At 34.1% G+C, this 24,666-nt stretch carries 13 protein-coding genes; 1 reads left to right on the top strand and 12 read right to left on the bottom strand.

What is annotated here, in order from left to right:
• Positions 1-440: 440 nt before the first annotated feature.
• The 9 genes from C8C85_RS16220 to C8C85_RS16180 form a co-directional block, all read right to left on the bottom strand.
• Entirely contained in the window at positions 441-1,820 is a 1,380-nt protein-coding gene (locus C8C85_RS16220; RefSeq protein WP_116798005.1) for a Gfo/Idh/MocA family protein, read from the bottom strand.
• Positions 1,821-1,898: 78 nt separating this feature from the next.
• The gene (locus C8C85_RS16215; RefSeq protein ID WP_116798004.1) at positions 1,899-3,197 is read right to left on the bottom strand and encodes a DUF3472 domain-containing protein; all 1,299 of its coding nucleotides are present in this window, start codon (positions 3,195-3,197) and stop codon (positions 1,899-1,901) included.
• Positions 3,198-3,229: 32 nt separating this feature from the next.
• Positions 3,230-5,398: a M1 family metallopeptidase gene (locus tag C8C85_RS16210; protein ID WP_116798003.1), complete on the bottom strand. Its 2,169-nt coding sequence runs from the start codon at positions 5,396-5,398 to the stop codon at positions 3,230-3,232.
• Positions 5,399-5,517: 119 nt separating this feature from the next.
• Entirely contained in the window at positions 5,518-8,616 is a 3,099-nt protein-coding gene (locus C8C85_RS16205) for a DUF5107 domain-containing protein (RefSeq protein ID WP_116798002.1), read from the bottom strand.
• Positions 8,617-8,723: 107 nt separating this feature from the next.
• Positions 8,724-11,741 (bottom strand): glycoside hydrolase domain-containing protein, encoded by a 3,018-nt coding sequence (locus tag C8C85_RS16200; protein ID WP_243412123.1) that lies wholly within the window; start codon positions 11,739-11,741, stop codon positions 8,724-8,726.
• A 56-nt stretch (positions 11,742-11,797) separates the two neighbouring features.
• The gene (locus C8C85_RS16195) at positions 11,798-12,787 is read right to left on the bottom strand and encodes a c-type cytochrome (protein WP_116798001.1); all 990 of its coding nucleotides are present in this window, start codon (positions 12,785-12,787) and stop codon (positions 11,798-11,800) included.
• Between the two features lie 161 nt (positions 12,788-12,948).
• A complete protein-coding gene (locus C8C85_RS16190) occupies positions 12,949-14,358 on the bottom strand; it encodes an aryl-sulfate sulfotransferase (RefSeq protein WP_116798000.1) in 1,410 nt (469 codons plus the stop codon).
• Positions 14,359-14,479: 121 nt separating this feature from the next.
• Positions 14,480-15,991 (bottom strand): RagB/SusD family nutrient uptake outer membrane protein, encoded by a 1,512-nt coding sequence (locus C8C85_RS16185; protein WP_116797999.1) that lies wholly within the window; start codon positions 15,989-15,991, stop codon positions 14,480-14,482.
• 37 nt (positions 15,992-16,028) lie between these two features.
• Positions 16,029-19,118: a SusC/RagA family TonB-linked outer membrane protein gene (locus tag C8C85_RS16180; protein ID WP_116797998.1), complete on the bottom strand. Its 3,090-nt coding sequence runs from the start codon at positions 19,116-19,118 to the stop codon at positions 16,029-16,031.
• A 711-nt stretch (positions 19,119-19,829) separates the two neighbouring features.
• Here C8C85_RS16180 and C8C85_RS16175 point away from each other — a divergent pair.
• Entirely contained in the window at positions 19,830-20,480 is a 651-nt protein-coding gene (locus C8C85_RS16175) for a sugar-binding protein (RefSeq protein WP_116797997.1), read from the top strand.
• A 99-nt stretch (positions 20,481-20,579) separates the two neighbouring features.
• Here the strand turns inward: C8C85_RS16175 and kbl are convergent, their stop codons facing one another.
• The 3 genes from kbl to C8C85_RS16160 form a co-directional block, all read right to left on the bottom strand.
• Positions 20,580-21,797 carry a glycine C-acetyltransferase gene (kbl, locus tag C8C85_RS16170; protein ID WP_116797996.1) on the bottom strand — a complete coding sequence of 406 codons (1,218 nt, stop codon included), beginning with the start codon at positions 21,795-21,797 and terminating at the stop codon, positions 20,580-20,582.
• Positions 21,798-21,800: 3 nt separating this feature from the next.
• Positions 21,801-22,757, bottom strand: coding sequence for an NAD-dependent epimerase/dehydratase family protein (locus tag C8C85_RS16165; protein ID WP_207786942.1), 957 nt, complete (start codon positions 22,755-22,757; stop codon positions 21,801-21,803).
• Between the two features lie 565 nt (positions 22,758-23,322).
• Positions 23,323-24,363, bottom strand: coding sequence for a substrate-binding domain-containing protein (locus tag C8C85_RS16160; protein WP_116797994.1), 1,041 nt, complete (start codon positions 24,361-24,363; stop codon positions 23,323-23,325).
• Positions 24,364-24,666 lie beyond the last annotated feature (303 nt).

The raw sequence follows: 24,666 nt of genomic DNA, 5'->3' as shown, positions 1-24,666 counted from the left end.
TTCACAAATCATAAATTACTAATTTTAAGCAACTTAAATAATTCATACAAATTGTATCCAAACTACATTGCTAATCTTTAAAAAAAAAGGAGCATTCTAACAAATAATGATGGACTGTACTTTAATTTTTTTAGACTATCCGCTACTGCATTTTTTTTCTCGGTCTATTAAAGTAGATAATTACCTAATTTTTTATCTTTTATTAGGTACATTTTATCAATAATAAAGATAAACCTGTTCAAAATTGTTTCCCGTTTCAAGTACACAGGACATTCACTTAAGTTAAATACAAAGAAGCAATACCTTTCTAAGGTTATTACAGCTATCTTCAAATTTTACTCTATAAAATTAAACGACCAATGAACAATATAATTATCTATAAATTATACTGTTCATTGGTAGTCTAATAATTAAAGCTTATTGCTTTAAAATTCATTTCTTTATTTCGAAAACTCCACTGTTTTTAATTTATTCCATCCGCCACGGGTAAAATCAGGGATTTGTACAGGAGTAGAACCATTGTCAAGAGAGATTTCCGTCAATGGACCAAGACAAGACCATTCGGCCAAATCATATACGTCCATATCCAATGGAAGTCCGTTTTGAAGACAATAAATCAAACGGTAATCCATTATAAAATCCATTCCTCCATGTCCTCCAACTTGCTTGGCTTTTTCTTCGATACCCTTTACTATAGGATGTTTATATTTAATCATTAATGCTTTTTTCACCTCTTCAGACACATACTCCTCAGCATCCATTTTTTGGTAATCCGGAGTAATATCTTGACCAACCGCTGCAGCTCCCAAAGCATATCCTTCTACTGGATATTTATTGGCAAATCCTTTTGTTCCAGTTAATTGGTACATTCGAGTGTACGGACGCGGATTAGCCACATCATGCTGTATCTGAATCGTTTTTCCGTTCTCGGTACGAATCATTGTCATAGTGTGGTCTCCATTTCTAAAATCTTTTAAATCTTCCCCTTTTTTCTCTTTGATAAAAGCAGGAATACCAACGCTTTTGGTATCCATTGAAACCAAATAATTCATCTTATCACCACGGTGGATGTTCAAGGCCAGGCAAGCAGGTCCCATTCCATGAGTTGCATAAATGTCTCCACGATGTTTTATGTTGTAATCCAAACGCCAATTATTCCAGTAATCCATCCAATACGGTTCAAGATTATGAATATAGGAACCTTCGGCATGAAGAATTTCTCCAAACAATCCTTGCTGCGCCATATTCAGCGTTGTCAATTCAAAGAAGTCGTAAACACAGTTCTCCAATTGCATACAATGCTTTCTGGTTTTTTCGGAAGTATTGATTAGTTCCCATATTTCATCCATTGTCATTGCTGAAGGTACTTCTATAGCCACGTGTTTTCCATCTTTCATTGCTTGAACACCAATTTGAGCATGATGTTTCCAGTCAGTGGCCACGTAAACAAGATCAACATTAGGAAGTGCAGTTACTTTACGCCACGCATTTTCATCACCGAAAAATTCTTGCGCTTTAGGAAGTCCTGCCTTTTCTAAAATCTGATTTGCCGATTTCGTGTTTTTTTCCAGCATATCACAAAGTGCAACAACCTGTACTCCAGGAATATTTGTCATTCGTTTAACCGCCCCTGGCCCACGCATTCCTAAGCCAATAAAAGCAATACGAACCGTTGGTATTGGTGCACAAGCCATGCGCAAAACATCCGTTTGTCCTTTGGCACGTTTTGGCGTGTCAGTCTTTATCATTTGGGCAAACGCCCCTATCCATCCCAATAGACAAAAAATAATCAGAATGTTTTTTAAAAAAGTAGTTTTCATTATTATATTAATTAGTTTAAAAAATAGGTACAACAATATATTTCTTGATTTAAATTATTCAAAAATTGACTTAAACTGCTATGGTAAATTTTTAAAATCAATATTTGGCTTATTGTTAGTCAAAGGTCTTGTGAAAATAATTTGCTTCTTAGTGTAATTATTAAAGAAACCTCCGTTTTTTAAATAGAATGATTTCTCATCCAGACCTCCTGAATAATCCATACGATACCCTTTATTCCCAGTATTATCAATTGTGAATTTTGCAGAGTTTACTTCAATCCAATTTCCTAAATTATCGTAAACCCATTGATTACTAAATAATACTTTGCGAGATATATCCCCCTGCTCTGGAATAAAATTTTCTAAAAAAGAATGAAATCGTTTCAAATATGTAGTTGTTTGCGGGCGATTAAAACTCGCAATTAACTGCCATTGATTCAATTCTGGAGCAAAGAAATAGGCGCTATAAATAGTTGTATTATCTTTTTGGGGCGCACCATGTAATAGAAATTTATAAGTATTACCCGCAATCCAATTGTATTTCAAATAGCTTTGTCCTCCAGAACCTTCATTGCCGAACTCCCCAGTTGTTACGTTTTTCCCTTTTTTTAATAACTTAATTTTTTGAGAGTCTGGAATACTTTCCGGATTATCAGTTTCAAAAGGACTCCAAACAGAAAACAGAATTCTACGCTCGTGATCCGAATTAACCTGAATTCCAAAATAACCTTCGCCAAAACCGTTTGCCATATAATAAGAACCAATAATATCCTGACCTACTGGCACAGTTATTTCATTATAATACCATTCGGCATTTACATTTTCAGGGACTTGGTAATTTAAATGAACTGAAGGTCCACGTCTTCCCCAATGATAAAAGTTTCCTTCGTTATTGGGAACTAGTGCAATTTTTCCATTGAAATCAGAACTACTAATTGTTAATGCCGGAATAGAAGGAAAAGCATTTGCTGTCTTGCTTATTCCTTTTATTTTTATGGCAACATAACCTGTATCCGAGATTTTCCAATTTCCAACAACTAACGATTGCTTTTTAATTTCATCGTATGTAACTCTTTTCGATGAATTATTGATACTAAATTCTAAAACTGATTTTCCAAAAACAACAACCGATTCATCTGTAGCAATTGTAAATATTCCAGGTTTAGAAATTCGGAAGTAGGCTGTAAAATACTCTTTCGGATTCGCCCAATTTTCTATTCCGTTATTCGTAATTGTTGGATTTTCTTCATGATGCAAAGAGCTAAATGCATTTCCTCCAAGAGGCAATGACAATTCAATTTTTGAATTCTGTGCTGTCGATATAACACTAATAAGAATTGTAAAAAAGAAAGAAAAAGCAACTTTTGGATATTTCATTTTGATTAGGTTTTTGCAAACTATTTTTGATTTTACATTTTTTTCATCAAAGGAGTTACATGTTTTTTGGTGTCGTCGTCCAATGATGCCAATGCTTTATTTCCTTCTTCAGCTGAGAATTTAAACAATCCAGATATACCTGCAGCAATCACTTTATAAGACTGCTCTTTAATACTTTCATTCATTAATTCTTTATAAGCAGTGTCACCAGTTGATGCCAATTTCAAAATTGCTGCTGCTCGAACAGTTGTATTTTTATCATTTTTAGCCAATAAAGACAAAAATTTCAAGGCAGCCGTATTTGTTTGAGAATTGCCTAAATCCAATCCTTTTACACTAAGTGTTCTCAAATCATCCTGCTTATCTGCTAATCCTGCTAATAATATAAATTGAGAAGTATCGCTTCTGTCTTTAGTAGCAAATTTTATTGCTTCAATTCTGTTAAAATACGATGGAGCATTTTTGTATTGGTATAAATAATCTTCAGCCTTCTTGTTTTCAATAATTTGACCAACCAAAATTTTATCAGCATCCATATCTACAAAATCTGGTTTGGATGGAACATCAAAACTGAAATTTTGCTCTCTGTTTTCAATTAAAATATTCTTTCTAATTTTATTTCCGTTTACATAAAAATCAACTTTTAGTGGCAGGCTAAACAATTGTACAGAACTATCCTGCGTTTGTTTTACAGAAACAGTAGCTTTTCCATTTGTATAACCGTATTTAATTTCCAAAATCGGATTACCTCCTTGATAGTACCATTGGTTAAAATAAGGACTCCAATCTATTCCAGTCACATCTTCCATTGCCAACCGCAACTGATGTGTTTCTCCACTCCCAAAAGCATTAGCTGTCAAATAACGATTTAAAGATTTAAAGAAAGCTTCATCACCCATCTGATTTTTTATAGCGTACAATATTATAGATCCTTTTGAATAGCTAATATTATCAAACAAATCTTCTTTATCATTGTAATGAAAACGGGCCAAAACTGGACTCATTCCATTTTTGCTGGAACCTAAATAATTTTGCAGTTTTTCATAACGTGATCTGTCTTCTGCATCTTGTCCGGCATCATGTCCATGCCAAAGTACTTCTCCAAAAGTTGCAAAAGATTCATTCATCGTTAAATTAGACCAAGATTCGGCTGTTACATAATCCCCAAACCACTGATGAAAAAGTTCGTGTGCAATAGTACTTTCTCCATTGTCATCCAATAATTCTCTTTCTGTTTTTTGAACATATTCACCATGCAAAGTAGCCGATGTGTTTTCCATTGCGCCAGAAACGTAATCTCTAGCAACAATCTGAGCATATTTAACCCACGGATATTCAACTCCTAACATTTTGCTGTAAAAATTCATCATATCCGGTGTCTTGCCAAATATTTGTTTGGCATACGGCGCATACTTTGGTTCTAAGTAATAACTAACTTCCTTACCATTATAAGAATCTTTAAATATTTTAAAATCTCCAACAGCCATCATAAACAAGTAAGGAGCATTAGGCACATCCATCTTCCATGTATCTGTGCGAGTTCCATTTTTATTAGCTTTTTGCGCAACTAATTTTCCATTTGACAATGTCACATATTTAGCATCCACTGTCATCGAAATCTCAGATGTCGTTTTTTGATTTGGCTTATCAATAGTAGGAAACCAAGCAGATGACGCCTCTGTTTCACCTTGTGTCCATATTTCTATGGGTTTATCTTCTTTTCCGTCTGGGTTGATAAAATACAATCCTTTTGCATCAGTAATTGCAGCGCTTCCTTTTGCTTTTAACTCATTTGGTTTTGCAGTATAATCAATATAAATGGTGTATTTCTCCGTGTTTTTATATTTTCTGTTTAGAGTGATAAAGAGTTGCTCTGTATCATACGTATATTTTAAAGGAACTTTTTTTGTCCCTTCCATTATTGCAATTTCTTTAAAATCCATTCCTTTGGCGTCCAAAGTAAGCGTATCCGTTTCGTAAAAATGGGGCGTTAAAGTAAGCCATTCTTTTCCGTATAAATATCGCTTGCCATAATCAAATGACACTTCCAGTTTTGTATTTACGAGATCATTAACCTTTTGCGCAGTAACTCTATAAGCGGCTAGCTCGTCTGTATTTTTATTAGCGTTCTGTGCGCTCATTTCTACCGATACCAGCGCGATGAAGCTAAAAACTGTAGATTTTAAAAAAAGCTTGTTCATTTTTATTTTGTTTATGATGGTTGTTTTGATGATAAAATTACGCTAAATCATACATTGATGTAATTCTATCACCCTTTTTTATGTTAGTTAAAACTGGGATTTTGTGCTAATTTATTTTTTTAAAGTTTTTCCAAAATTCTGACTTCACCATCTTTTTCATCCTCTGTTAAGCCAACGGATTTTTTTTTGGTATAAGTATGAAGACACCACTGAATAATTTTATTGGAAGGATATATCTTTGCCTGAGCCTGTAACCATTCTTCCGCTTTTTTTGCATTAGACGTTTTTTCAATAGCCCATGCTGAAACCAATTGATTTGCCGGTAAAAAGTTCATAACCGTATTATCCACTTTTGGACTGAAAGCAATGATTTTTTGCAACGATTCATTAGCTGTTGTCTGATCTCCAAGGTTTGTGTAACACAAATAATTCAGCCAGTTTTCCAATCTTTCGTCTATGTTTTCGTCATACGGTTTCCCAACGCCTAAATTTTCAGGCCATAATTTAGCCTCTGCAATAAACTGTAATGCTTTTTTGTATTGTTTGTTTTTCATTTCTGTTACCGCCTGCATTAGTTTGGCTTCATGATACAATTGTCTGCCAATGGTGGCTCCTTCAAAAGGAAGAATTTTCAATTGGGTTAAAAATACATCTGCAACTGCATATTTTTTGGTAAGCAGCAGTGTTTTTGCATATAACATTCCTATGATATAATTCTCCTTATGTCCTTTGTAAAAAGGTTCTACAACAGCTAATGCTTTATCATACTGTTTTTGCACGATAAAATGTTCCGTCAATAATTTAGAGTATCTCCATCCTTGTTTATCCAGTTTAATGGCTTGTTGAAGATCAATCAAAGCTAATTCTGGATTCTCTTTCATCAATGCTGCTCTTGCCGCATAAAAAGCTGGATCCATTGGTTTAGAGCCACATTGCTGAAACAACTCTTTTGCCTTTGCTATATTATTTCGGTTCCATTCAATCAATGCCAAATGGTATTTTAATTGCCATTGATTATTTGTTGGAATCAATTTTTCTAACACATTGGCGGTTTCAGCACGAAATGGAAAACTGATTCCAGGTTGAATCTGACTTAAATCTACTGCTTTGTTTTCCAAAAATGCTTTCCAATACAATAGCTCTGCATTTGGAACTGCAAGTGAAAAAGCTTTTGATGCCTCTTCCTTACGATTTAATCGATAATACCACATTCCTAATTCCAGATAAGTTTGTTGTGGCATTTCATTTTGTATCAACGAAGTAAAACGTTGCTTTGAGGCTTCAGAACCTTCTAAAAGAAATTTTTCAAAACGAACAAAGTGATTCAAAGGATCTACAGTGTTTATTCTATTTAGCATTTCAGTCGCTTTTGGAGTATCATTTTGCAAACGGTATATAACTGCCAACAATTGCAAGCTTTCCAAATTATTTTGATTGTTCAATAAACTTTTCTCGGCATACTCAATTGCTTTGGTTGTTTCGTTTTCACAAAAGTAAAGTTTAGCTAATTCCGTATATGCAACACTGCGATATTCAACACTCGAAGCGGCAAGATCAAAACCATCTTTTGCATCCGTAGTGTTTCGTAAATATAAGTTGGCCATCGCATAATAATAATTGGCAGCTGGATCATATGTATTGATTGCCAAAGCCTTACTAGCCGATAAAACTGCCTCGGTATATTGTGCTTTTCTAATTTGTAAAGATGCCATATCCGATAATGCCGGAGCATAATTTGGATCTTTTTTCAAACATTCGGTTAACTTTTCCTCTGCTTTTATATAATCCCTAAAACTGATGTAATTTTTCCCTTGCAGATATAAACCATAAACTGAATTATTGTCGAAATCTTTTGGAATTTCTAATGGACGACTTAGATTCCCATCTTCTGGTGCCGAATTCCAAACCAGTTTATTCTCTCCGATTGCTAGTTTTAATTTATTTTCATCAACCGAAACACGGATTGAGTCTTTGAATAATTCCATCGGCTTAACGAAAATATCTTTGGAATAAACCACTTTTCCATTATCAAAAACAACCAGTTTTTCGTTCAACTTTTGCAATGGCGAAAAATAAATCTTCAACCAGCCATCCTCGTTTTTCACATTTACGGAACCATAATTATTTGCTTTTACGAAGCCTTTGGTTTGTTTAACTGGAAACCAGTACTCAGTCCAGGAATCCGTTTGATAAGGTGAAAAAGAACGGTGTTTAAAAGGGGTGTACATACTGTTTTCAGCAGATTGATTGAACAATCTTCCGCTTTGAACTTCTACGTACTGTCCGTCTGTGTCCGTTAATAATTTTTCCCAAATCATCCCTTGTTGCGATAAACCCCAAATCCATATTTTCTTTCCGGGTTTATCATCGTGATTGCTATATCTGGCCATTCCGAAATCCTCATCATGCCAGTATCCTCCAAAAAAATCACTGTATTTTCCAAATACATGGTATGATTTGTAACCTCCAAAATTGTTATTATTGTAAAAAGAAAGATCCTTTCCGTTACTCTTGTTGATAGGCCATGAATTATATTCCCCGTCGTGTCCAAGATAATTTTTGCCTGGATAAATAAATTGCAAATTCCCAGCAGCCTTAATCCCTGTATTCATCCAAGTATAATAAGGTTGCTCAAATGCAGTGTCATTAAACCAAAAAGAATTGGTGGTAAAATATGCCTTATCCTTTGGCAAATTGATGTCTAATTTCCAAGAAGTTCGAGTAAGTAAATCCAGAACTCCAATCACACAACTCACACTACCGTCTTCTCTGGTAATGGTTATATAATCTACTGGTGTGGCACAATTTGGCGTATGCCCAATAATTCCATAATTTCCTTCAACACCACCGCTGGTCCAAGGTCCGCGCATAGCAATGTCTCGAAATTTAATCACATGGTTGTTGTAAATAAAATCTTTTCCTGTTGATTTCTCAATAGCTGACCAAACTTTACCGCCAACTTCTGGTAATATCGTTAGTTTGATGTAATCGTTCTCCAATTCTATCACTTTCCATTCCTTTTGTACAGGCTTATCTGTAAAGCCATCAAATCGATAATATGGATAGATTTTTGAGTCTGGCTTTGGGATAGGATCCGGGTCTGAAAAAGGATAGGTAGTAAAAACTTTTTTATACACTTTGATTGTTGCTGCATTATTCTGTCCAACAACAAACTGACTAACAAGATATAAAAGGAAAACTGCTGATTTTAATTTCATTTTTGATATTGATTTTTTTTACGGGCTTTCTCGGCATGTTTTAGAACATCACGAGCCAGCCCATAAAACAATTATAGAACTCAGCTCATTATTTTTTCAAAACTTACTTATTGATTTACAATCAACAGAAAGCCTTTTCCTTTTGCAACAGAAAGCTCTGAACTAGCCGAAAATTGCTGCGCTGATTGAAAATTCTTTACTTCAGGAATTGTTATTTTAGCCTTAGCAGGGTCAATTCCTAATTTTTTCCAGTCAATGTTCAGTTTTACTTTTACATCCTCATCGGCCCAACTTGCAATAGAGATTAACGCTGAACCTTTCTTTTTATAAACTGTTGACAATACCTTGGTATTGGTAGTTCTTACTGGACAATTATCACTCCAATACCCTACCATTTCTGAACCTTTGATACCGAAATCATTCCATACTTTCCAGATTGGACGCGGGTCTGCATTATCACTCCAAGGCATTCTGTTGGTCATACCGTAAATCATACCACGCCAAGCGTTACCACCATCTTGCAACATTTCACCCATAAGTCCAAAAGGAATTCCGCTTACTTCAGTCAAGAAAAAGTCTGGTTGATTTTTTTCATAATCAAAATATTCACCAAACCAAAGTTTATTTAGATATGGAAAATGCTCCATGTATAAATTGGCGCTGTTATTAAATCCATCGCTTTTGTTGTATTGGTTAGCGCTGTGCAAATCAATTATTCCAGGATGCCCGTCTTTAGTCAATACTCTTTTAACTCTCTTCATCGTAACTCTATCAAAAGCAACATCATCAAGGTAAACACCGTCTATACCTACGTTTTGAACCAGCCAATTCATTCCTTCCACGTAATAATTGTGCCAACGGTTCATACCACTGTTTACAATAGCTGCATCCTTAATTTCGGGAACAAACCATGCTGCAATATAATCTTCTCCAATATGTTCTTGCAACCAATTAAAACCTCCTCCTTTACCTGGAGTAAAAATTTCATGCCCAAAACTACGCAAAGCATGTATCTCGTAACTTTTGTTACTAAGCTCTCTAATAGTATTGTAAATTTTCACTTTTAATCCCTTGCTATGTGCCTCATCAATATAGTTTTTCATCTTTTCATGTTCGATAAAAGGATAATTGATATATGGATTTATAGGAGTTGCATGATGAATATTCACTATTGTAGCACCTGTTTTTGCAATGGTATCCAAATTATTGTATCTGTGGTAAAATCTACTATCCCACTGGAAATCTGTATTGATTGCGTGAAAAGGTGTAATCAACAAATTGAAATTATAGTACAAAACATCGCCTTTTTTCATGGTTCGGTTTCCGCTGTAAGCATTAACCAAAACCGTTTTCCCACTAGGAATAATATCAATTCCCCCTTTGTTTCCATTCCCCCAAGAAGCTGGCAAGATTAATGGTTTCTGCAAATAGAAATTAGTGTTTAAAGGACGGCTGTATTTTTCATCTCTCAAAGAAAACTGCAATCCAGAATTCACATTTCCAATCCATGCACCATCCTGATTTTTATTCGCCACATCCCATTTCCATTTAAGCGATTCTGGGCGTTCTCCTCCTTTTTGACCTAATCCCATCAAATATTTAGCTGATGTAGGTTGCAAAGGCATTTGAAAATTAATATCATTGAAAGTAACATCTTCAAGAGCCGTAATTTTAACAGTGTATGATAAAAACCCATCAAATTCAAGGGTTCCGTTTACCTGCATCTCAACAGCAGTATCTGTGTTGGTGCTTTCCCATGCTACTGTTCCTGCTTCTTTTTTTGTGAATTTGAAACTGGTATTTTTCCAATTACTAATTTCTTTTCCGGCATTATCCACTAAATGAAATTGTGCAGGAGCGGCTAATATATCATTGGCTTTAGTACCAATTGAAGTCATTTCGGGTGTGAAAAAAGTTTGAATCTGAGTTGGCAATCCATTTTTATTCAAAAGCACTTTTCTTCCTAATAATGAAATCTCTGTTTCCTTTACTTCCAATGGTGTATATGGTGCAATAACGGTGTTTTCTTGCGCCATTGTAGAATTCAACCATTTTAATCGGGTCATTTTCTCGGGGTGGTCAATGCCACCATTCTTAGTAACATCTTCATTAACCACCAAATGAAGAGAAACTGCTTGGGTGGCACCACCCGAACTAACCAAAACCTCACCTAAATAATCTCCAGCCGTAGTGCTTTCCGGAACATCAATTCCGCACCACATCGCTTGTATTCTGCCTTTTGGAACATTTACACTGTTTGAAAAAACAGAACCATCATATTTTATTCCATCTGTATTGATACAGCTTATATTTTTTGCTGAAATTGTTTTTCCTTCCTTGTTTTTTAAATCTGAAAAAGTAATTTTCACGTTGCTTAAATCTTGCAAAGCATAAACTCCCAACTGAAAAGCCAAATATTCTCCCTTTAATGCAGTATCAGTGAACGTATTTTGAACACCTTTATCAATCCAGCGTTTTGGTAAATCTTTTTGCATTCGGATAGAATTCATTCGGTCTTCAGGGAAAACCAAGAATGCTTTTCCTTTGTTTTGCGCAATTAGGTTTTGTGTTTCAGTAGCCGTAGCTATTACTTCCATAGGATAAAAACTATTGAAAGCATTGATACTTTGAATTTCCGAAACATTACAATTAGTCTTTAAATCGGTTTTTACTGTAGACAACCATGCGGCATCGGCAGTGTTTTTTGCTTTAACATAAACCCCTTTTGGATAATACACATTTGGTCCTTCATCTATGTATGGCAAATAATACACATAATAGGTTCCTTTACCGGAAACAGGTTCAAAAAAAATAGTTCCCGATTCTCTATTTATATTTTCAGGCTTCACATTAAGAATGTCTTTACCTGTTTTAGCATCCTGAACTATGATCTGTTTTTGATCTGGGTTTTCGTCTCTTCTTCTCCAGTTGATTGTAGTTTTGGCAACTGTTCCATTACCTGTAAATTGCACTACTGCACGATGATTTCCGAGCAAACTTGGATTCCAACTGTTATTCCCATCAGTGTACTTTAACTCTTGTGCACGTAAAGCTCCAGTAGTTATAAAAAGACAAAATGCAAATAAGCTACTTATAAAAAATCTCTGTTTTGAGTTGTTTTTCATGATTGTATTTTTTTCAAAAGAATGTGTAGAATAGTAATAGATTGTTTAATGAAGCTTTAATAAATAGCTTCCCAACCTTGTTTTTTCCAATATTCAATAATTGGTTTATAAGGTCCTAGTCTATGTTGCTTTTCAGTAAAAGGATCAATAAAAGGAGCATGAGCATAATCTATTGCCTTTGCCTTCGGGTCTGGATAATCCAATGTTTTGGGATTTGGTCTGGTATGAACAGAATCGTCATTCACATAAGCCGCAATGTCTAGCGCTTGTGCATCTGTCAAATATGGTTTACCAACAGTTACTTTATCAAAAGGCATATTTCCTTTTAACCATTGTGCTTGTTTAATAACTCTGTGCATGCTTGAACCGGGTTGGTAAGCATATTTTCCCCATAAAGGCGGGTAAACATATCCCGATTTGTCATCGTTGAATTTCCCTTCCCCATCATTTCCGTGACAACGAGCGCAGTTTTCGGTGAAAAGTACTTTTCCTCTTTCAGGACTTGCAGCTACTTCCGGAAATTCAATTTTTAGATTTTTAGATCCTTTAAACAAACTGTCTTTTGGTACAAACTTGCTAATCCATTTAAAATAAGATAAGAAAGCAACCATTTCGTCACTGTCCAATGGCAATGGTTTACCGGAATGCGGACGCATAACACAGTTGTTTACACGTTCTGCAAGCGTGAGTACTTTGTCTTCACGCCCACGGTATTGTGGGTAATTGTCATGCGATGACATCAAATTGAAAGCATAAGGTTTAGTTCCCGCATCTTGATGGCAATTAGTGCAATTCATTTTATTACCCAAATATTTTCCTTTAATTCCGTTTGGACCAATATAATATGCCGTTCTTAGCATCAATTCTCTTCCATAACGCACCGATTCGCCAAACTTATCATTTGGGATTTTTGAAGTATCGATTGTAATATAAGATTCATCTTTTACATCTTCTTTCGCGACAGTATTAGCCGAAGAAGAATTACAAGAATTAAAAATCATTATTGGCAAAGCAAAAAGGATTCCTATAACAACTATTTTTTTCATATGTAGATACTATTTATTTTTTATATGTCATATGTAATTCGCATATCTTCATTTTTGCTTGCGACAAATTTACGTTCATGCTCATTTCATACTGATAAGATATTAAATCCAGGTAATTAAAAGTTATCCCAATTGAAACAGCTACTACCTTTTGGTTATTTTTAGTTAAAAAGAAACGGTTTGAGTTTATCTTCCGGGATAAACTTAACACGATAAGGAGGAATTTCAGACTCTAAGGCCCAAAGTAATACTCCTTTTTTATTAGTCAGAACAGTTATGTGTCTTTTAGAACAGCAACATAAAATGGTTTCTTTGTCAATCATATAGGCACTTCCCATTCTGTCATTATAGATTTCCTTTGGTAATTTCACTTGATAATCCAGTTTTATGGCATTGCCTTTTTCATCTACTTTCATTGCAAAAACAGCAGACTGTTTTTTATCGACACCATTATCAAAAAACATTAAACTACCTTCTTGGTTAATATGTGCAGCGTGGGCTTGCGAGAAATTACAATTGGCTGGCATTGTCATTGTTCCGCCCTTTCCTATTTTCCAGATTACTTTTCCGGTTTTAGCATCTACTTTCCAAATTTGACCGTTATTATAAAATGAAATAATAAAATTGCCGTCTTTATCATAATTAAAGCTGTTGGCATGCATCCAATCCTTTTTGGTTTTCAACAATGCTTTATCTTTCATTGGATCTAAATCATCAAAAACACTCCATTTCCAAAGTTGCTTTCCTTTTTTATCCATGATAATAATTCCGTCACCGTTAATGGTATCTTTCTTTTTACCGCCTATCGAGGATAAGTCGGTTATTCTTTCATCAACAAACAAAGTCACGATTTCGTTGGTCGATTTTTTTATAATTTCATGATGAATGACATACTTAAAATCTCCTTGACCTTTTTTGATATGTGTTAGCGTATCGCCTTCCAAATTAATTTCTAAAATCTCACTACCATAACTCGTTGGCTCATCATTTTTTCCAAGTATAGAAATAATGCTTTGGTCATCGGTAAAACAGGAAACTTTGAAACCAGTACCTTCTACAGTATGATACCATCTCAAATTTCCTTTATAATCTACTATATAAGCTACACCCGGAGTTTCCCTTTTGCTCATAAGCATAAAACCCTTTTTGAAATTCTCTGGCAACAAATTAGGTTTTGGACAATTGGCTTTGAATTGCTTTTGAAACCATTCCGGCAATTGTCTGGATTTGAAAGCATAAACTTTACTAGTGTTTTTTACATCATCCTGAATCGTCACAACCTGATAGTTGTATTTAGTGTCTGGAGTGATAGAACAAAGTACCAAAGAATGTTTTGTTCCATTAGATGTTGTCAAAGAATTCATTTTACCTTTATTTCCAGTTGCCTCACGCCAATACTCTACATATACCTTTGCATCAGTACTTGTAGTAACATCGATTTGAATCTTCAATTCGTTGTTACCATGAGTTCCTACGGTGATGTTTTTGATACAGTTGCCTTTATTAGAACAACTCATCAGCATTAATAGCGAAAAAACAAAAAGTCCTTTTGATAAAAATCTCTTGATCATTTTTATGTATGTTTTAAAAAAATGCTAGTCCTTTTTTTTATAAAAACCAAGGATATAATAGCCTCCCGATCTATTATGTTTTATATCCTTGGTCTTTAAATTTAAACAACCAAATTACTGCTTACTGTCTGTCGGCATTACTTAACTTAGGGTTAAGATCAACTTGACTTTGAGGGTACGTATAAAATTTATTTTGAGGCATCTTGATTTGAGCCGCTTCACCTACTCTAAGGTGGTAAGCATTTACAAGAACATCATATTTGTTCATTCTAATTAAATCGGAACGACGTTTTCCTTCAAAGAAAAACTCCCATCCTCTTTCTTGCAAAATAGCATCTCTTAGGGTAGTTTGATTGTAATCTGCCATAACCAAAAGTTTAGCATGTGATCTTGCTTTAACTTGATTGATAAGATCTATTGCTTCGGCAGTAGGTCCACTAAGTTCATTTATTGCTTCTGCTCTACTTAACAATACATCAGCATAACGTAAAATATCTACACTGTGACCATCATAATAAGTAGTAGTTTCATCATCTGCATATTTCCTTGTAGATACATCCGGCATGTAGAATTCACCAGCAGGTGGTTCAGCACCCAATGTAGGAGCTTGTTTGTGCAACAAACCATCAACACCCATAAATTCAGGGAAGAAACATTGCTTTCTGTCATCTTCATCACCAAAAGTATTATAGAAATCCCAATTTACAGTATAATACTGCCATCTGTTTTGAACAACCGGGTGATCTACCGGTCCAAAGTGATTCAACAATTCTGTTCCATTCGTATTGGCATCACTAAGAGAAGAGAAAATATTTTCACTGCACCATTTGTTGCTTTCTTTGAACAACCCATTATAAGAAGGGTAAAGGCTGTATTCATTAAGATCCATTACCTGTTTGGTAATGCTCACTACTTGTTGCCAGCTGTGGCTACGCAAATATAATTTTGCCAATAACGTTAATGCAGCACCTTTGGTAGCACGCCCCACATCATTGCTATCATAAATAGTACTTTTTTTATAGTTAACCGGTAATACCGCTGCAGCTTCATTAAGTTCTTTAATCAAGAAAGCATCAATGTCCTCAACTGATGTTGGAGGTGTTTGATCTAAATACCCCGGGTTTCCTAAATTGGCTTCTGTAATTAAAATTACCGGCCCCCAAGAATCTGTCAAGTCCATATAGGCAGAAGCTCTTAAAAACTTAGCTTCAGCTATAAATTGCGCTTTTTCAGCATCTGAAATTCCCGTCATAGGCGCGATGTTGTAAATCGCACTGTTGGCATTGGCAATCAACTTATACATTGCATTCCAATCTTCTTTAAGTAGTCCATTGGCAGCATTCCAAGTTCCCAAAGACAATTGCCCTGGATCACCACCGTACTGGCAATGTCCTAAATCTGTTGCAAGATCTGTCAAAGCGAAATGTCTCGTTGCCCAATACGAAAAGTTATCCCCCACAACTGGTCCTTTAAGTCGACCATAGATTGAATTGACGGCTGCAATGGCATCCGACTTTGTTTGATACCCATTTGTATTGGTCAAATTACTGTATACCGTGGGATCAAGATCGTTATTACACGAAAATTGTACTCCTGCGGTAAGTAAAAGTAATAGTATTGTATATTTTTTCATTTTAATAAATTTAGTGTTAGTAAAAAAGCTTTTTAGACTAATGAATTGTAACTTTTAAACCCAAAATAAAAGTTCTGGAAGCTGGGAACGAGTTGAAATCAATTCCTCCACCCAAGTTGTTACCTGAATGCCCATTTACCTCAGGATCGTTTCCAGAGTAATCTGTAAAAGTTACCAAATTCTGACCAATAGCATACAATCTGATACTATCTATAAATTTAACTTGTTTCAATGCACTCTCTGGAATAGAGTATCCAAGAGAAACATTTTTCAAACGAATATAAGATGCCTCTTCAACAAATTTTGAATTAACATAACTACCATATTTACTTGCGTAATATCCGTTTCTTGGAATATTGGTATCTTCATTTGTACCGGCAACCCAACGATCCAAAGCGTCTGTACTCGTAGATGATTCCCCAACCATTGCTGTCATATTGTATACAGAATAATCAAAAGCTCCTTGAAAAAAGATATTCAAATCAAAGTTTTTATATCTAAAATCATTATTAAATCCTGCAAGATAATGTGGTATAGAATTTCCTAAATAAGTTCTGTCATCGGCAGTAATTTTTCCATCTCCATTTACGTCCACATATTTTGGGTCTCCAGGTTTGGACAATGGTTGTGGCGCATAAACTTCTCCTGTTTTTACAACTCCTGCATATTCATAACCAAATAATACTCCCATTTCTTTTCCTGGCTCCAATCTTGTAAACTCTTGCCCCGAAACTACACCGCTTGGGTTGGATGTATTGGTACTAATGATTTTAACATTGTCAGCAAGTTCAACAATCTTTTGTTTATTGTATGCAAAGTTTAAAGATGTTCTCCATGAAAAATTATCTGTTCTAAAGTTTTCGCTGCTTATACCAAGTTCAAATCCTTTATTTTCAATAATACCCGAATTTACTCTTTGGGTACCAAAACCCCACCATCCACCTACTGGAACATTCAAAAGTGCATCACTCGTTGTTTTTTTATAAACATCAATAGTGGCGCTAAGTCTTCCGTTAAAGAATCCCATATCCAAACCTAAGTTGGTTTGAGCCGTTTCCTCCCATTTCAAATTAGGGTTTGCTAAATTAGCCGGTTCTGTACCTCCAACAAAACCATCAGGAGCAATTGATACTCCATAAGAAACAAGTCTGCTCATGTATGCATAATCCCCAATACCGTCGTTCCCTGTAATACCATAACTGGCTCTTAATTTTAAATCAGAAAAAGTATTTAGGTCCTGTATAAAAGATTCATTCGAAAGTTTCCATGCAATAGCCCCTGATGGGAATATTCCAAATTTATTGTTTGGACCAAAACGAGATGAACCATCTTTTCTTATCGTGAAAGAAGCTAAATATTTATCAGCAAATGAATAATTCAATCGACCAAAATACGAAGTAAGCTTTGTCTCTGTTTTCTCAGTTTCCGGTTTCGAATAAACAGCGGCTCCTTGAAGATTGTAATACGTTAGCAAATCATTACTAAAACCAGTACCTGCAGCTCTTAGTCGTTCGTAAGTATCTTTTTGATTTGAAGTACCGACCATTGCTGTAATAGCATGTTCCTCGATATTAAACTTGTAAGTCAAATATTGCTCTGTACTCCATCTGAAATATGTTTTATTTTCCTCAGAACCAGAACCTTTTAAGGCTGCTCCCGCAACAAGAGTACTAGGGGTATAATTCCCTTGTATGCTCTCTTGCCACTCTGCTCCTGCACCGAAATGATAGGTTAAGTTTTTGATAACTTCATAGTCCAAAAACATACTTCCGTTTACCAATCTATTGATAACATGATTTGTAGGTTCCAATAAAAGAGCCAATGCATTATCTTTTCCTTGGTATTTATAATAAGACCCATCAGGATTGTACACCGGAAGAGTTGGAGGTGCAGTTTGAAGAGAATACATTGGAGATAAAATATTGTCCCCAAAATCACTGTTATTTCCTTCGCTAACAGCACCATAAACATTGGTACCCATATTTAATTTATCATTAAATTTTTTCTCGGCACCCATTCTAACACTGTATCTCTCATAATCGGTGTTTTCTAAAGCTCCTTTTTGTTTTATATAGTTTCCTGAAAGGAAAAATTTAGACACTTTATCGCTTCCGCTAAAAGTAAGACTTCTGTTGATTACGCTTCCTTGACGTGTTGCTTCATCAAACCAATTGGTATTTGCAATTGGAAAACTAGAAGGAAAAACAGGTGGTTTACCATTTTCGGCTGCAAGAGCATTTTGAAAATCGGCATATTGTTGTCCATTCAACAAAGAAGGTTCCTTAATTATATTTTGAAAACCATCGGAGATTTCAGCCTCAACTTGCATTTTCCCTAATTTCCCTTTTTTAGTGGTAATTAATATTACCCCATTTCCTCCTCTGGCACCATAAATAGCTGTAGAAGAAGCATCTTTTAAAACCTGAATATTTTCAATATCATTTGGGCTAATCGATGCACCAGTGCTTGTAATAAATCCATCTACCACATACAATGGTGAATTAGAAGTATTGATTGAGTTACCACCTCTAATAACAACCGAAGGTGTACTTCCCGGAGCAAAGTTATTTTGTTGCACTTGAATTCCAGATGCACGTCCTTGCAAAGCTTGACCAACATTAGCAACAGTACCACCTAAGTTTAAGTTGTCTTTACCAATAGAACTCACAGAACCGGTAACGTCACCTTTCTTTTGTTTACCATACCCAACAACAATTACCTCGTTCATTTTTTGTCCCTCTTCTTTTAAAACGACATTTATGAAACCTGAGCCGGCTTTAATTTCTTTAGTTTCCTTTCCAATAAAAGAAAAAACTAAAGTAACTGAAGCTTCATCTGCATTAATTGTAAAAGACCCGTCAAATTCTGATTGAACAGATTCTTTACTCCCCTTTACCTGAATATTTACTCCTGGTATAGGTAGACCATTTTCATCGGTAACCTTCCCTTTAATTTGGTTTTGTATATTTTGAACATTAACTTCAATAGGAAGATTTGTCTTAAAACTTTCTGATGCTGAAGCTTGCAAAGTCCAGTTGAATAGTAAAACTGTGGTAATTTTGACCATTCTCCCCGAGATAATGTTAAGCCGAAAGTGTTCCTGCTTGTTTTTGGTTATTTCATTCATACTTGTAGTTTTTTTTGGTTGGTATACTTAATCATTTTTTAATTCACTCCTCTTTTTTGCACTATGAAATCAAACACGTCTATTTTAATTTCATAAAAAAAGAAGAATTTACTTTGTCTCATTTATTCTGATTTTTAAATTTTTAAAGTGTTTTTAAAAAAGAAAATGTTTAATAAATACATATTCATTTTTAAAGTTAAAATGATAGAAAAGCCATTTTTTTGATCCTTAAAAATTAAAATTCAAACAATAAAATCTACAATTCAATTACGAAACTATATATTATATTTTTATTAAACAAGGAAAAACACAAAAAATGTGCTCGAACACATTAAATTTGTGTTCTCGAGCACAAAAAACTAGATAATCACTCATTTTTTGTAATACAATTCCAATCATTTAAAAAAGGTATTTGACAGATTTAGAATTTTATTTTCTGACAAATGATTGGAATACTGATTAAATGATATTAATTTGTTGAAAATAAATAGTATCATTGAAAATTAAATAATTATTCTCTAACGTTATAATTACCCTTTTTTAGAGTTTTATTTGCTTTATTTGTGGTTAAAAATTAGCACTGAAAAAGCACTGTTAATAAGACTACCGAAATGGTGATTTTATAAAGAAATAAATTGAAATTATTTTTAATTATTTTTTACAAAAAATAGTTCGGACTGAGCTTTATCCAAAAAATAAAATCGGCATAAAATGGATCACGAAATAAAAAAATACACAGTTAATTTAATCGAAAAAGGACAGTTGATTATCTCAGGAAAAGGTGATGACAATTTGTGGAATAATGCCATGAAGCTAACCGATTTTTGCTCTCCATGGGATAGTGAAAAACCATCAAAAATTACATTTAGGGCACTTTGGGATTCTGAAAAATTATATTTCAACTTCACTGTCCTAGATTCATCAATTCACATAGAAAAACAGGATGATACTTTTGATAGTATAAATAATTCGGATAGAGTCGAACTTTTTTTTAGACCTGACGATTCCCTGAATCCTTATTACTGTTTGGAAATAGATTCCGAAGCACGATTAATGGATTTTATCGCTTATCCAAATAAGAATTTGGATTTTAGTTGGAGTTGGCCAAAAGATGATATAGTAGTAAAATCATCCATAAAAGAGGATTCTTTCACCGTTGAAGGCTCAATTTCTATTCAATCCTTAAATCATTTTAATTTAATTAAAAACAACAAAATCGAAACAGGAATTTTTCGAGCAAAATATTCCCAAAACAAAAACGGTAGTTTTGAGCCCACCTGGATAACATGGGTAAACCCAAATACAGAAACACCAAATTTTCATATAGCTTCTTCTTTCGGAACCTTAATTTTAAAAGAATAATTAAAGCATTCTATGAATCAAATAAAAACGGATAGTATTAGAATCTAATACTATCCGTTTTTTTATATCAACTATTTCTGCTTTTTGATTGATTAAATTTTAGCTATAACTTAATAAAGCATTATTACCTTCAATTACTTTCAAATCTTTCCCAACTTTAACAAAAGCCTTGATAGCTTTTTTTATTTGACCTAATTCATGTCCCGCAGAAAGCTGAACTCGTATTCTGGCTTTTCCTTTTGGCACAACCGGATAGAAAAAACCAATTACATAAATCCCCTCTTCCAGTAGTTTCCTTGCGAAATCTTGGGCTAGTTGAGCATCATATAACATAATAGGCACTATCGGATGCGCACCGGGAACAATATCAAATCCTGCAGCAGTCATTTCCTGACGAAAATGCTTTGTATTTTCTTCCAATTTATCTCTTAAATGAGTGGAATCAGTTAAGATTTCAAGCACTTTTAAAGTAGCGCCAACAATAGATGGAGCTATTGTATTTGAAAATAAATAAGGTCTGGAAACTTGTCGCAATAATTCAACGATTTCCTTTCTTGCAGCTATAAAACCACCCGAAGCGCCTCCCAATGCTTTCCCAAAAGTTCCTGTGATGATATCTACACGATCCATTACATCGTGATATTCATGCACACCTCTCCCCTTTTTCCCAATAAAGCCCGTCGAATGGCACTCATCGATCATGACCAAAGCGCCATATTCATCTGCCAAGTCACATATTTTATCCAACTGGGCAATTGTCCCATCCATAGAAAATGAACCATCCGTAACGATTAATTTTCGCCTCGCAGAGCTAGCCGCTTTTAATTGCATTTCTAAATCAGCCATGTCATTATGCCTGTATCGAAATCGATTGGCTTTACAAAGACGAATACCATCAATTATAGAAGCATGATTAAACTCATCTGATATTACGGCATCTTCTGAGGAAAGTAATGGTTCGAAAATACCTCCATTGGCATCAAATGCAGAAGCATATAAAATACAGTCTTCCATTCCTAGAAATGCAGCTGTTTTTTGTTCTAATTCTTTGTGGATATCTTGTGTCCCACATATAAATCGAACAGAAGAAAGTCCAAAACCGTAATTTGAAAGTGCTTCAATTCCTGCCTCAATCACTTCCCTATTCGACGCTAGTCCCAAATAGTTATTTGCACAAAAATTTAATACATTATTTTGAGTCGTTGTGTTAATTTCGGCTCCTTGTTTTGAAGTAATAATTCGTTCATTTTTATAAAGCCCGTTAGATTTTATGTTTTCCAACTCGCTAATCAATTCATTTTTTGCTGTCCCGTACATGATCTAACTAATATTAAGTTCGGTAGTATATTTTAGTTTCAATTCTTCAATCATTATGCTTGTCATCGCATCAATATCAAATTGTGGTTTCCAATTCCAATCAGCTCTAGCTGTAGAATCATCAATACTTGACGGCCAACTTTCGGCGATTTTTTGTCTAAAATCCGGTTTATAGACTATCTCAAATTCCGGATAAATCTTTTGAATGGATTTTGTTAACTCTTCAGGCGAGAAACTCATCCCCGACAAGTTATAAGACGTTCTTACAGTAATGTTTTCTTTGGGAGCTTCCATTAACTCGATGGTTGCCCTGATGGTATCCTCCATATAAATCATTGGCAATACTGATGTAGGTTCCAAGAAACATTCAAAAACCTCATTCTTAACTGCTTTGTGAAAAATATCAATTGCATAGTCTGTTGTGCCACCACCCGGTAATGACTGATGCCCAATTACACCTGGATATCTTATGGAACGAATGTCAAGACCATACTTTTCATAATAATATTTGGCCCAATTTTCTCCAGCTACTTTACTAATACCATATACCGTTGAAGGAGCCAAAACATAATCTTGTGGTGTACGATTTTTTGGAGCATCATTTCCATAAACAGCAATAGAGCTTGGGAAAAATACTTTGTCCATATTAGTCAATCTTGAAACCTCCAAAACATTAAAAAGAGATTTCATATTTATATCCCAAGTACTTAGTGGCGCTTTTTCCCCATTTGCGGATAAAATTGCTGCCAGATGGTATATTTGGGTAATTTCAAATTTTAAAACTATTTCTTTTAAGGCATCGAAATCTGTAGCATCAAGAACTTCAAAACAACCATTAAACGAATGGTTCATACGTAAATCGGAAGCAATTACATTATCAGTTCCATACTTTTCCTGCAGTTTTTCGGTCAAAACAGAACCTAGTTGTCCACTAGCTCCAACTATCAATATTTTTATCATTTTTATAAAATTAATTTATTTGTTAGCAGTTCTTCAAATTGTAATAATTGGGTTAAAAAGCAGTTGGGTTTATTTACAACTAAAAGATTGCTTTTTATTTCAATGTTGATATTCAAAAACTAATGACTAAAAGTCCTATACATCATAAATTCATTAAGGACAAAAGTCAATCTAAATAAATACAAGATACTTATTTTCAATTAATTACAATTATTAAAATAAACTTTAAAAAGATATTATTCTTAAAAAGGTGAAATCTTTTTTCTTTATTACGTGACGAAATTATAGATTAGATTTTTATAAAACAAGTAAAAATCAACAAAATGTGCTCGAACACATTAAAATAATGTTCTCGAGCACACAAAAACCAAGCAAAAGCGTTAAACAAATTAATTATGTCAACGAGTTAAATTAATTAAAAGCAATAAAAATGATTAAAGGGATTTTAAGCCAAGATATTTCTAGAACAAAACGGATATTTATACCTAAATAGTTAAGCAAAAAAAAAATACAGAAGCCACCTAAACTTTCTGTATTTTTTTGAATATTATTATTAAAAGAAAAACTATTCAATATAGAATGAAGCGTTTTCAGAATTGACTATATCAATAGGCAAAAGGATTGTGTTTGGAATTTCTTTGTCAAAAAGGAAAAATTCTATTATAGAGGTAACGCCAAGATAAGTTTGCCTTTTTTGATTTTGATGTATTAAAAAATCGATCACTCCTTGATTCAAATAATTCACATTATTCTCAATCAAATCATATCCGATGATAGCAATTTTTTTATGCTTTGTTTCACTAATTACTTTAGCAATTTGATAGGCTTTTGAAGTAGAAATAAAAATTCCTGACAAATCTGGATTTTCATTTAGGAAGTTAGTGAAATTGATTTCAACATTCGGATTTTTTAATTTTAAGGTTGTGATATTATAATCCTGATTTTCTTTTTCACTAAAATAATTTCGGAAACCCCTCTCCTTCTCCTGCATGTGAATGGCGTTCTTAATGGATTCGTCAATATGGATTATGGCAATCTGTCCTTTTTTCAAAAGTAAATCCAATAATTTAGCGGCCACTCTCCCACTATGAAATAAATCCTGTCCAACAAAACTCTTTATTGAATCTGATTGAACTTGGTTGTTAAAGGTATTTACAATAATATTTAACTCCTCATATTTCTTGATAACTTCCAATGTTTCTTTATGGAATAAAGGTGGTAACAAAACAGCATCTGGAGATTTTTCCAAAACGGCTTCATTAATTTTCAAAAAAGATTTTTTCCCTTCCGGGTTAAAGAAAAAAGTTTCAATTGCAAAATTGTAGGCTCTAAATTCTTGCACAGCATCTTCAATACCTTTTATACAAGGCAGCCAATAGGGGTCAATTTCAGGATCAGGAAGCAATATACAAATGCGATACACTTTATTGTTCTTTAAATTCCTGGCAATAAGATTCGGTTCGTAGTTTATAACATTTAAAACTTCGTTGATTTTTTTTAAAGCATCATCAGAAACCTTCCCTCTTTTATGCAGAACTCTATCTACAGTTCCTTTCGAAACTCCAGCTAATTGAGCAATATCTTTTATTGTATATTTCTTATCCATAATCACAAATATATAAGTTTTTCATTAAGTTTTACACCTAAGATTTAATCGTTAATTATTTTTCCTAATCTACCGAAATAAATAAATCAAATTTTAATTGAATTATCATCCTTTAATTCTGCTACTTTTACAATAATCATTCTTTTCCGCTTACAAACAAACTGTTCAAAAAGGCAGCTTTAAGCACAATAGAATGCTAATCTATTTTTAAAATTAACATCAGTAAATCCGGCACATAATTTTGCTAATTTAAGGATACTTTACATATAATGTGCTCGAAAACACAAATATTGTGTGCTCGAA

Origin of the sequence: Flavobacterium sp. 103, from assembly GCF_003096795.1 — a bacterium.
Taxonomy (GTDB): domain Bacteria; phylum Bacteroidota; class Bacteroidia; order Flavobacteriales; family Flavobacteriaceae; genus Flavobacterium.
This window is presented reverse-complemented; position numbering and strand designations above follow the sequence as displayed.